The sequence below is a fragment of the Micromonospora sp. NPDC051196 genome (genome assembly GCF_040682415.1).
Taxonomy (GTDB): Bacteria; Actinomycetota; Actinomycetes; order Mycobacteriales; family Micromonosporaceae; genus Micromonospora.
Genome location: NZ_JBFBAY010000001.1, coordinates 1,088,780 through 1,100,104, shown reverse-complemented (window position 1 = coordinate 1,100,104; position 11,325 = coordinate 1,088,780). Strand labels below are relative to the sequence as shown.

Here is an 11,325-nt window from a genome sequence, read left to right as displayed (position 1 = left end):
TGCCCTGCCCTGCCCTGCCCTGCCCTGCCCTGCCCTGCCCTGCCCTGCCCTGCCCTGCCCTGCCCTGCCCTGCCCTGCCCTGCCCTGCCCTGCCCCGCCCCGCCCCGCCCCGCCCCGCCCCGCCCCGCCCCAGCGATCATGCACTTTGTGTCTGACCTAAAGGTGCATATGCCGCGAAAAGGCGACCACAAGTGCAAGATCGGCGGGGCAGGGTGGGGCGGGGAGCGTGGGGTGGGTGGGGGGGTGGGGTTAGTTGTGGGTGGGGGTGTTGTTGGGGAGGGGGAGGGCGTCCACGGTCTGGGTGTCCAGGCGGGAGATCCAGCCGGTGACGTCACGGGCGACGTCCTGGGCGGTCAGGCCGAGGTCGGCGAGGATCTGGTTACGGGAGCCGTGCGGGTGCCAGTCGGCCGGTACGCCCAGGTCACGCAATGGCACCTGGACGTCGGCGTCGCGCATTGCCTGAGCCAGGGCGTCACCGACGCCGCCGATCCGGACGCCGTCCTCGACGGTGACCACCAGTCGGTGCCCGGCGGCCAGTTCGACGAGTTCGGCCGGGACCGGGCGGACCCAGCGCGGGTCGACCACGGTGACCCCGTAGCCCTGCTCGGCGACCCGGGCGGCGACCTCCATGCCCAGCTGCCCGAAGGAGCCGACCGCGACCAGCAGCACGTCGGTACGCGCCGACTCGGTCAGCACGTCGACGGTGCCGACCCGCCGCACGGCGGGCAGGTCGGCGGCGACCGCGCCGGTCGGGAAGCGCACCACCGTCGGGCCGTCGTCGACGGCGACCGCCTCGCGCAGCTCCTCGCGCAGGGTGGCGGCGTCACGGGGCGCGGCGATGCGTAGACCGGGCACCACGCCGAAGACCGACATGTCCCAGATGCCGTAGTGGCTCGGCCCGTCGGGGCCGGTGATGCCGGCCCGGTCCAGCACGAAGGTGACCGGCAGCTTGTGCATCGCCACGTCCAGCAGGACCTGGTCGAAGGCCCGGTTGAGGAAGGTCGCGTAGACCGCCACCACCGGGTGCAGCCCACCGAGCGCCAGCCCCGCCGCCGAGGTGGCCGCGTGCTGCTCGGCGATGCCCACGTCGTAGGTGCGCTCCGGGTACTTGCGGGCCAGCTTCGCGATGCCGGTCGGCTCGGCCATCGCGGCGGTGATGCCCACCACGTCGGGCCGCTCGTCGGCGATCGCGACCAACTCGTCGGCGAAGACGTGGGTCCACTTCACCGCGGGCGCGGCGACCAGCTGACCCGTCTCCACGTCGAACGCACCACCGGGGCCGTGCAGGCAGTCCGCCTCGTCCTCCTCGGCGGGACGGTAGCCGTAGCCCTTGCGGGTGACCGCGTGCACGATCACCGGCCCGCCGAAGTTCTTCGCCGCGCGCAGTGCCGTCTCGACCGCGGCCACGTCGTGCCCGTCGACCGGGCCGACGTACTTGATGCCGAGATCCTCGAACATCGCCTGCGGCGCGACCGCGTCCTTGATGCCCCGCTTGACCGCGTGCAGCACCTCGTACATCGGCTTGCCGACCAGCGGGGTCGAACCGAGCGCGTCCTTGACCGCGTCGAGGACCTTCTCGTAGCCGGGGTTCAACCGCAGGGTCGACAGGTGGTCGGCAAGCCCACCGATGGTCGGGGCGTACGAGCGGCCGTTGTCGTTGACCACGATCACCAGGGGGTTCCCGGCGGCGGCGATGTTGTTCAGTGCCTCCCAGCACATGCCGCCGGTCAACGCACCGTCACCGACCAGGGCGACCACGCTGCGCGCCTCGCCGCGCAGCGCGTACGCCTTGGCCAGCCCGTCGGCGTACGACAGGGCGGTGGAGGCGTGCGAGTTCTCGATGATGTCGTGCTCGCTCTCGGCCTGGCTGGGGTAGCCGGAGAGCCCGCCGCGCTGGCGCAGCTGGTCGAAGCCGGCCTGTCGACCGGTGATGATCTTGTGAACGTACGCCTGGTGGCCGGTGTCGAACAGCAGCCGGTCACGGGGAGAGTCGAAGACCCGGTGCAGGGCCAGGGTGAGTTCCACCACACCCAGGTTGGGGCCGATGTGCCCGCCGGTACGCGACACCTTGGCGACCAGGAAGTCACGGATCTCGGCGGCGAGGTTGTCCAGCTCGGTGCCCGACATCCGCTTGACGTCCTGCGGACCGTGCACCCTGGCCAGCAGCCGGCCCTGGTTGGCCGTGTCCTCTTCAGCACTCATGAACGCAGAGTCTATCGGCCCTCGCACACCTCGCAGCTCGGTCACCGGACCGGGCACCTGAGCGGGAGGTCAGCGCCACCGGCTCGCACAGGAGATCCTCACTCCGGCAGCAGCAATCCGACCAACTCCACATGTTGGGTCATCGGAAACAGGTCGTACCCACGCAAGGCGGCCAGTCGCCAGCCGAGGCCGGTGAAGACCCGCAGATCCCGGGCGAAGGCCGCCGGATCACAGGCCACGTACGCCACGGCCCGAGGCCCGGCAGCAACCAGGTCGCGCACCACCCGCGCGCCGGCGCCCGTGCGCGGCGGATCGAGCACCACCACGTCGACCGGCCCGGTGATCCGGCGGCGGGCCAGTGCCGTCTCCACCCGGGCCGCCACCACCTCCACCTGGGCCAGGTCGCGCAGATTCTCCCGGGCCGCGCCGACGCCGTCGCCGGCCGCCTCGACCAGGGTGACCCGGCCCGTCTCGCCGACCCGGTCGGCCAGCGCCACGGCGAACAGCCCGGCCCCGCCGTAGAGGTCCCAGGCCCGCTCCCCCGGCCGCGGCCCGGCCAGCTCCAACACCGCGTCTACCAGGGTGTCCGCGGCGGCGGGATGAACCTGCCAGAACGACGAGGCGGGCAGGGTCCACTCCCGGCCCACGGCACGTTCCCGGACCTGTTCCGGGCCGCTGACCCGCCGGGTACGCCCCGCCGTCGAGGCGGTCACCGTCACGTCACCGCCGGTGGAGGCGACCACCTCCACCGCGTCGTCGTCGGGCCAGCGGGTGCCGCTGGAGGTGAGCACCGGCCGGTCCTGGATGGCCGGGTGGGCGATCAGACAACGGTCGATCGGCACCACCTCGTGCGAACGGTGCTTGAGCAGACCCGCCCGGCCCGCCGCGTCCACCGCGTAGCGGACCCGGGAACGCCAGCCGAACGGGCCGCCGGGCAGCGCCTCGACCCGTACGTCCAGCGCGTCGCAACCGGCCTCGTCGAGGCCACCGAGACGGATCAGCTGCTCCCGAACCACACTCGTCTTCCAACGCAGTTGGGCCGGTGGCGCGACATGTTGCAGGTCACAGCCACCGCAGCGGCCCGGCCGGGCGTACGGGCAGGGCGGGTCGACCCGGTCGGGTGCGGCTTCCAGCACCCGCACCGCGTCGGCCCGGACGAAGCCCCGGTGCACTTCGGTGACCTCAGCCACCACCCGCTCGCCGGGCAGCGCGTGCCGGACGAAGACCACCTGGCCGTCCACCCGGGCCACGCAGTGCCCGCCGGGGGCGACCGCCGCCACGGTCAGCTCGACCTGCTCGGCCTCGGTCAGCCCACCACGACCACCGGCCGCACCGGGCTCCTCCATGGCAAGGGTCACCTCGTTCACCGCGTCTCTCCGTTCGACGACTGCTGACCCGGCCCGGACGGCGCGGGGTCCACCGGCGGGACGCTCGGCGGCAGGGTGCTGCGTGGCATCGCCCGAGGGCCCCGGGCGGGTCCCCGGCCCAACGTGGCGTCCATCCGGTCGAGGTCCTTGCCGGCGGTCGAGGCAAGCTGCCACGGCACGCTGGTGACCATCACGCCGGGCTCGAACAGCAGCCGGCCCTTGAGCCGCAGCGCGCTCTGGTTGTGCAGCAGGTTCTCCCACCAGCGTCCGACGACGTACTCGGGGATGAAGACCGTGACCACGTCGCGCGGTGAGTCCCGGCGGACCCTGGCCACGTAGTTCAGGATCGGGCGGGTGATCTCCCGGTACGGCGAGTCGATCACCGTCAGCGGGATCGGCACGTCCCGACGTTCCCATTCGGCCTGCAACTGCCGGGTGTCGTTGTCGTCCACGTTCACGGTCACCGCGGTGAGTGTGTCCGGCCGGGTGGCCTGGGCGTACGCCACGGCCCGCAGGGTCGGCTGGTGCAGCTTGCTGACCAGCACGATCGCGTGGTTGCGGGCCGGCAGCACCGGTCGCCCGTCGTCCGGTGCCAACTCGACGGCGACCCGGTCGTAGTGCCGGCGGATGGCCAGCATCAGCAGATAGATCACACCCATCGCGACGATGGCGATCCAGGCACCGAGCAGGAACTTGGTGATCAGGACGATGACCAGCACCGCACCGGTCATCACCATGCCGAAGGTGTTGATCGCCCGGGACCGGACCATCCGCCGGCGCACCTGCGGATCCCGCTCGATACGCAGGCGCCGGTTCCAGTGCCGGATCATGCCGGCCTGGGAGAGGGTGAACGAGACGAAGACACCCACGATGTAGAGCTGGATCAGTTTGGTCACCTCGGCCTGGAACCCGACGATCAGCACGATCGCGAAGACGGCCAGGAAGAGGATGCCGTTGGAGAAGGCCAGCCGGTCGCCCCGGGTGTGCAGTTGGCGGGGCAGGTAGCGGTCCTGGGCGAGGATCGAGCCGAGGACCGGGAACCCGGTGAAGGCCGTGTTGGCGGCCACGAACAGGATCATGGCGGTCACCCCGACGACCAGGAACAGCAGCACCGAGCCGGAGCCGAAGATCGTCTCACCGAGCTGGGCGGTGACCGTCTTCTGCACGTACCCCTCGGGGCCGGAGACGATCTGGGCTCGCGGGTCCTCGACGAACTGCAACCCGGTGAGCCGGGCCAGCCAGATGATGCCGACCAGCATGCTCACCGAGACCAGACCGAGCATCAGCAGGGTGGTGGCGGCGTTGCGGCTCTTGGGCGCCTTGAAGGCGGGCACCCCGTTGGAGATCGCCTCCACCCCGGTGAGCGCGGCGCAACCGGAGGAGAAGCTGCGCAGCAGCAGGAACGCCATGGCCCAGCCGGTGGTGTCGTGCCATTCGGCGGCGATCACCAGGTCGGCACTGGGCGCCCGCAGGTCCTCGCCGAGCACCACGATGCGGACCAGACCGGTCAGGATCATGCCGATGATCACGATCATGAAACCGTAGGTGGGGATGGCGAAGGCGTTGCCCGCCTCCTTGAGCCCGCGCAGGTTGACTGCGGTCAGCAGGATCACGGCGCTGACCGCGATGAGCACCTTGTGGGTGGCGACGAAGGGGATGACCGAGCCGAGGTTGGCTACTCCGGAGGAGACCGACACGGCGACGGTCAACACGTAGTCGACCAGCAGCGCGCTGGCCACTCCGACGCCGGCGCGGGGACCCAGGTTGACCGTGGCCACCTCGTAGTCGCCGCCACCGGAGGGGTAGGCGTGCACGTTCTGCCGATAGCTGGCCACCACGGTCAGCATCACCACGACGACCCCGAGGGCCACCCACGGCGAGAAGACGAACGCCGAGGCGCCCGCGATGGAGAGCATCAGCAGGATCTCGTCCGGCGCGTACGCGACGCTGGACAACGCGTCCGAGGCGAAGACGGGCAGGGCGATGCGCTTCGGCAGGAGGGTGTGCTTGAGCCGGTCGGACCGGAACGGTCGACCGACGAGCAGCCGCTTCAACAGGGTTCGGGCCACGGTCGCCAAGCGTACGGCTGACGCCGCCACTCCCGTCGTCCTGGACCGGGCTGAGGTCGGTGCGGGTGTCGAACGTGAGCGGAGTACCGTCGGTCCCCGCCTGGCGTCAGGACGTGGCAGGCTCGCGGTGACGGGCGCACCTTGGGAGGGCGGCGTGCATATCGTGATCATGGGCTGCGGCCGGGTCGGCTCGACCCTGGCGCACAACCTGGAGTCCCGAGGTCACTCGGTGGCGGTGATCGACCAGGACGCCGACGCGTTCCGCCGGCTGGGCCCCGAGTTCGCCGGCACCACCGTCACCGGGGCGGGATTCGACGGCGACGTGCTCCGTCAGGCCGGCATCGAGCGGGCCGACGCCTTCGCCGCCGTCTCCAGCGGCGACAACTCCAACATCATCTCGGCGCGGTTGGCGCGGGAGACGTTCGGGGTGTCCCGGGTGGCCGCGCGCATCTACGACCAGCGGCGGGCGCAGGTCTACGAGCGCCTCGGCATCCCCACCGTGGCGACGGTGCGCTGGACCGCCGACCGGATGCTGCGACACCTGCTGCCGGAGGGCAACGTGGAGATCTTCCGCGACCCGACCAGCACCGTGTCGATCATCGAGGTGCCCGTGCACCGGGAGTGGATCGGGCATCGGGTGCAACGTCTGGAACAGGCCACCGGGGCCCGGGTGGCCTACCTGCTGCGCTTCGGCATCGGCACCCTGCCCACCGCCTCCAGCGTGGTGCAGGAGGGTGACCAGATCTTCATGCTGGTGACCGACGACATGGTGGCGACAGTCACCGAGATCGCCGCGGCACCGGACGGGGGGCAGTGATCATGCGGATCGCCATCGCCGGCGCGGGCAACGTGGGTCGCTCGATCGCCCAGGAACTGATCGAGAACGGCCACCAGGTGATGCTGATCGAACGGCAGCCCCGGATGCTGCGGCCCGAACGGGTGCCGGATGCCCGGTGGGTGCTCGCCGACGCCTGCGAGCTGACCAGCCTGGAGGAGGCCGACCTGGCCGGCTGCGACGTGGTGGTCGCGGCCACCGGTGACGACAAGGCCAACCTCGTGGTCTCGCTGCTGGCCAAGACCGAGTTCGCGGTGCCCCGGGTGGTCGCCCGGATCAACCGGGCCGAGAACGAATGGCTGTTCACCGAGCAGTGGGGCGTGGACGTCGCGGTCAGCAAGCCGCGCGTGATGGCCGCCCTGGTCGAGGAGGCGGTGACCGTCGGCGACCTGGTCCGGCTGATGACGTTCCGGCAGGGCGAGGCGAACCTGGTCGAGATCACCTTGCCGCCCACTGCGCCGTACGTCGGCCAGCCGCTGCGGGCGGTGCCGCTGCCCCGCGACGCCGCGCTGGTGGCGATCCTGCGCGGCAAGCGGGTGCTGGTGCCCAGCCCGGACGATCCGATCGAGGCCGGCGACGAGCTGATCTTCGTCTGCACGACCGAGGTGGAGGATGCGGTACGCGCGGTGGTGCTCGGCCCGGACAGCGTCGAGCGCACCCGCGAGTCCCGTTGAGCCGCTACGCCGAGGACCGCTCGGCCGGTCAGCCGCCGGTCAGCGGCGTCGGCTCCGCTTCCCGGGTGACCCGGCGCACCGTCCAAACCGTGATCAACAGCAGCAGGACGTACGGCGGGTAGCCCAACGCCAGGCGGGCCACGCCGAGCGCGGTGTCCTGCTCGGCGAGGTAGAGCGCGCCCTGCACACCGACCTTGGCCAGCCAGACCACTCCCCACAGCACGGTTAGCCCGGTGAAGGTCCGCACCAGCTTCGGGTCGTCGCGCCAGGCGGAGCTGCCCTTGGCCACCAGCACCGACCAGAGCCAGCCGACCAGGGGCTGGCGGATCGCCGCAGAGACCAGCAGGGCCAGCCCGTAGCCGATGCCGTAGAGGATGCCGGGCAGGTAGAAGTCACGGGCCTCGCCGGTACGCCAGGCGATCGCGGCGCCGATGCCGATGCCGAACAGGCCGTTGACGGCGTGCCGCACCGGCTTGCGCTGCGCCAGCCGCAGCGCACCGATGAGCACCGCCACGCCGACCGAGGCGATCACCGCGGGCCGCAGCTCGCCGAGGATGTTGACGACCACGAAGACCACGACCGGGATGCTGGACTCGACCAGCCCTCGCCAACCGCCGAGCTGGTCGGCCATCTGCTCGGCGACGGTGGGCAACCGCTCCTCGTCGCCGGGCCCGGCGTCCGGTTGGGTGGCCGGATGCTGTCCGGTGGTCATCGCCCGCCTTTCCAGGACCGTAGGGGCTGTCGTGCCGGGGTTTCCGGACAGTCTCTCATCCGCCGGGTCGGAAGCGTCACGTCGACGGCTCCAACTCGTAGTACGGGTTGTAGATCACCTTACGGTCGTCCCGCAGCGCGACCCGTCCCCGCGCGGTCAGGTGTCGTCCCGGCTCGATCCCGGTGATGCGCCGCCGGCCGAGCCAGACCAGGGTGACGACGTCGCTGCCGTCGTAGAGGTCCGCCTCCAGCGCCGGCTGGTTGGTGCGAGGGGTGTAGACGACGGTACGCAGCCGCCCGGCGACGGAGACCACCTGGCCCCGGGCACACTGCGTCACCGGCACTCCGCCGCACCGGGCGCTCTCCTGCCGCAACTGCTGGGCCTCGATCTCGGCCTCGCTCGCGGTGAGTCGGCGCAGCATCCGCCGCAGCGAACCCTGACCCTCGTCGGTGGTCATGAACTCCGCGTCACCCTCTCCACACCGGCCGGCTGAGGCCGACACCCGGCCGCTCCGGCGACGCCGGGACGGCTCACGCCAGCGTACGCCGACGCGCGGCCGTTCCGGCGTCGGCGACGTACGGCCAGGTGCCACGTCCGGTCTCGGCGGGAGGGCGACGTACCGCGAGCGCGGCGGACAGCCGCCTCGGCGGCACGGGTGCCCGACCCGGCCGCCCTGCCTCAGTCCGCTCCGGGTGCCGGTGCGGCGTCCGCAGCCTGCTCGCCCGCCTCGCCCGCCTCGCGCGGCAGCCGCAGCGGCAGCGGCTCACGCACCGGCTTGGCCTCGATCCCGCGATCCACGACCAGACCGTCCATGCACCGGGCCAACGCTCCGGCCGCCGCCGGGTTGGTCGCCGCTTCGCCCTGGTAGACGGCGCGGACCATCCAGCGCGGCCCGTCGACGCCGACGAACCGCAGATCGGTCAGGCCGTCCTCGGTGCGCAGCCGGGCGCGCAACTCGGTGCCGTACTCGCCGACGACCTCCTGCGCGGCGGCGCCGTCGCTGAACAGCGACTGGCGGATCTCCTCGCGCACCTCGTCCCAGATTCCCTCGCTCCGCGGCGCGGCGAACACGCCGAGTTGCAGAGCGCTCTGCCCGTGCACCAGGACGACCTGCTGGATCACGCCCTGCTGGTCGGCCTGCACCCGCACCTCGACGTCGGGCACCGCCGGGATCTGCAGGCTGCCCAGGTCGAGTCGCTGCACCCCAGCGGGTGCCTCGGTGACGTCGTACGGGCCGCGCGCCGGTTCGGCCGAGGCCGTCTCCGGTGCCTCGACGGCCCGCTCGTCACTGGCGTGCCGTCCCGTGGCCCGCTTCCGGGAGAAGATCACTGCGTCCACCCTCCGCTGTTCACACTCACCGTGCCCTCTCTTCCGTCCGCGCCGTCGATCGCCAGCGGCGGCACCAGACCGGCGTGTCCGCCGGTGGACCCGTGCCCGCCGCTACCGCGTCCGGACGCGGGCAGCTCGGCCACCGGTTGGAAGGCCGCCCGTTCCACCCGTTGCACAACGAGTTGTGCGATCCGGTCGCCCCGGGAGATCTTCACTGGCACAGCCCGATCATGGTTGATCAGGTTGACCAGGATCTCACCCCGGTAGCCGGCGTCGACCGTACCGGGCGCGTTGAGCACCGTCACGCCGAGTCTGGCCGCGAGCCCCGATCGGGGGTGGACCAGGCCCACGTACCCCTCGGGCAGCGCGATCGCCACGCCGGTCGGCACCAGCGCCCGACCGCCGGGCGGCAACTCGACGTCGACGGCCGCCACCAGATCGGCACCGGCGTCACCGGAATGGGCGTACGCCGGCAGCGGCAGCTCGGGGTCGAGCTGCCGGACCAGCACGGGCACCAGGTCGGTCACGGTTCCCCTCTTTCGTCTTCTCCGCTGGGGGTGACCCTGCCATCCTGCCCGGTACCCCGGCGACCGGGCGCCGTACCCTGGCATGAGTGAGCACATCACCGTCCCCTACCACAACAACTCCGGCGTACGCCGAGCGGCTCCGCCTGCCCTGGTGGCTGTGGCTGGCCGGGCTGGCCACCGCCGTCCTGCTCGCGGTCGAGTTGTGGATGGGCGCGACCGGCGTACGGGCCTGGCTGCCGTTCGCGGTGCTGCTGCCCGCCACCGTCGCCGGTCTGGTCTGGCTGGGTCGGATCAGGATCGCGGTGACCGACGGCGAGCTTCAGGTCGACGACGCCCGGCTACCGGCACGGTTCGTCGCCGACGTGATCGCGCTGGACGCCGAGGGGCGCCGTGAGGTGCTCGGCGTCGGGGCCGATCCGCTGGCCTTCGTCGTCCAACGGCCATGGATCTCCGGCGCGGTTCAGGTGGTCCTCGACGATCCGGCCGACCCCACCCCGTTCTGGGTGGTCAGCACCCGTCACCCGGTCGAGCTGGCCGAGGCCCTCCTGGCCGCCCGCGACGCCACCCGCTGACCGCCCGCCAGGCGATCCGCAGCCGGGCAGCGCGCCCAGGCGTGCCCAGGGGCCGGGCAGCCGGTCAAAAGCTGCGCAGCCGGTCAGGGGGCCGGGCAACGCGGTCAGGGGCCGGGCAGTGGTCAGGGGCCGGGCAACGCGGGCGGGGTGCCGGGCAGGGTCGGCGGGGTGCCGGGCAGGATGCGCCGCTGCCGGCGCAGGTCGGTGCGGAGCTGGTCGGCCAGGGTACGGGTGGCCCGCCGGTTCAGGAAGCTCGCCACCGCGGCACCGGTCAGGAAGGGCCCCAGCGTGGTCAGATTGCGGCCGAAGCGCTTGAGCAGGGTGTCCCGCAGCTCGCGCCGGGCGGCCGTGCCGAGCACGGCGCCGACCCCCACGCCGGGCACCATCGGGTTGACCCCACGCTGGTTGGCCCAGGCCTGCATCAGCGCGACGGCACGCTGCGTGCCACCGGCGGGCAGCGGCGCCCGGTAGATCTCGTGCAGCTCCCCGGTCAGCTTCAGTTCGACGGCCACCACGGCGACCGTCTCGGCGGCGAGCAGGACCGGCGCGGAGAGCAGGGTCGGTGTGACCGTCCACTGGACTGCGGAGGCGCCCCCGCCGGCCGCACCGACAGCCGCGGTCGCCCGGGAGGCGTTGCGCACCAGCCGGTCGGCCAGCGCCTCGTCGTCCAGGTCAGGAAAGTGCCGGCGCAGGGTGGCCAGGTCACGGATCGGCACGTGCGGGGCGATCTCGGCGACCACGTCGGTCATCCAACGCAGCGCGGTCCTCGGTTTGAACAGGCCGCCCACACCACGGGCCCGGGCCTGTCGGACCAGTCGACCGAGCAACTGCCGGCGTCTGGCCGGCTCGATCTCGTCGGCGGTCAGGGCCGCGACCGTCGTACCCAGCTCATCGGCATCGCCGTCACCGTCGCCGACCCCGGCGCTCCACTCGCTCATGCCGGCGCTCCGTTGCCCGTCACCCGGTGGCGCCACCGCACCGCGCCGATGGTTCGTTCGCTCATTGCCCGACCTCCCCGGCTGGACGACCGCCGGCACG

Annotated in this window: 11 protein-coding genes; 3 read left to right on the top strand and 8 right to left on the bottom strand. The window is 72.2% G+C overall.

Features of this window, described 5'->3' with window-relative positions; translation table 11 throughout:
* Window positions 1–249: 249 nt before the first annotated feature.
* The 3 genes from dxs to AB0M35_RS05055 form a co-directional block, all read right to left on the bottom strand.
* Window positions 250–2,202, bottom strand: a complete 1,953-nt coding sequence (gene dxs, locus AB0M35_RS05065; protein ID WP_363741515.1) for a 1-deoxy-D-xylulose-5-phosphate synthase — start codon at window positions 2,200–2,202, stop codon at window positions 250–252.
* A gap of 98 nt (window positions 2,203–2,300) precedes the next feature.
* Window positions 2,301–3,548: a class I SAM-dependent RNA methyltransferase gene (locus AB0M35_RS05060; protein WP_363741959.1), complete on the bottom strand. Its 1,248-nt coding sequence runs from the start codon at window positions 3,546–3,548 to the stop codon at window positions 2,301–2,303.
* A 17-nt stretch (window positions 3,549–3,565) separates the two neighbouring features.
* Entirely contained in the window at window positions 3,566–5,638 is a 2,073-nt protein-coding gene (locus AB0M35_RS05055; RefSeq protein WP_363741513.1) for an APC family permease, read from the bottom strand.
* Between the two features lie 154 nt (window positions 5,639–5,792).
* Here AB0M35_RS05055 and AB0M35_RS05050 point away from each other — a divergent pair, with 154 nt between their 5' ends.
* Window positions 5,793–6,455, top strand: a complete 663-nt coding sequence (locus AB0M35_RS05050; RefSeq protein WP_102657154.1) for a TrkA family potassium uptake protein — start codon at window positions 5,793–5,795, stop codon at window positions 6,453–6,455.
* Window positions 6,456–6,457: 2 nt separating this feature from the next.
* Window positions 6,458–7,147, top strand: coding sequence for a TrkA family potassium uptake protein (locus tag AB0M35_RS05045; RefSeq protein ID WP_193386294.1), 690 nt, complete (start codon window positions 6,458–6,460; stop codon window positions 7,145–7,147).
* Between the two features lie 28 nt (window positions 7,148–7,175).
* On the opposite strand, the gene AB0M35_RS05040 is transcribed toward AB0M35_RS05045, so the two are convergent.
* From AB0M35_RS05040 to dut, 4 genes are all read right to left on the bottom strand, one after another.
* Window positions 7,176–7,859: a DUF3159 domain-containing protein gene (locus tag AB0M35_RS05040; RefSeq protein ID WP_363741511.1), complete on the bottom strand. Its 684-nt coding sequence runs from the start codon at window positions 7,857–7,859 to the stop codon at window positions 7,176–7,178.
* Window positions 7,860–7,935: 76 nt separating this feature from the next.
* Window positions 7,936–8,316: an OB-fold nucleic acid binding domain-containing protein gene (locus tag AB0M35_RS05035; RefSeq protein ID WP_363741509.1), complete on the bottom strand. Its 381-nt coding sequence runs from the start codon at window positions 8,314–8,316 to the stop codon at window positions 7,936–7,938.
* Window positions 8,317–8,537: 221 nt separating this feature from the next.
* Window positions 8,538–9,188 (bottom strand): DUF3710 domain-containing protein, encoded by a 651-nt coding sequence (locus AB0M35_RS05030; protein WP_363741506.1) that lies wholly within the window; start codon window positions 9,186–9,188, stop codon window positions 8,538–8,540.
* Window positions 9,185–9,715 carry a dUTP diphosphatase gene (gene dut / locus AB0M35_RS05025; protein ID WP_363741503.1) on the bottom strand — a complete coding sequence of 177 codons (531 nt, stop codon included), beginning with the start codon at window positions 9,713–9,715 and terminating at the stop codon, window positions 9,185–9,187. Before dut ends, AB0M35_RS05030 begins: the two co-directional genes overlap by 4 nt.
* A gap of 86 nt (window positions 9,716–9,801) precedes the next feature.
* Here dut and AB0M35_RS05020 point away from each other — a divergent pair, with 86 nt between their 5' ends.
* Window positions 9,802–10,287: a DUF3093 domain-containing protein gene (locus AB0M35_RS05020; protein ID WP_363741501.1), complete on the top strand. Its 486-nt coding sequence runs from the start codon at window positions 9,802–9,804 to the stop codon at window positions 10,285–10,287.
* Between the two features lie 122 nt (window positions 10,288–10,409).
* Here the strand turns inward: AB0M35_RS05020 and AB0M35_RS05015 are convergent, their stop codons facing one another.
* Entirely contained in the window at window positions 10,410–11,225 is an 816-nt protein-coding gene (locus AB0M35_RS05015) for a hypothetical protein (RefSeq protein ID WP_363741499.1), read from the bottom strand.
* Between the last annotated feature and the right edge of the window lie 100 nt (window positions 11,226–11,325).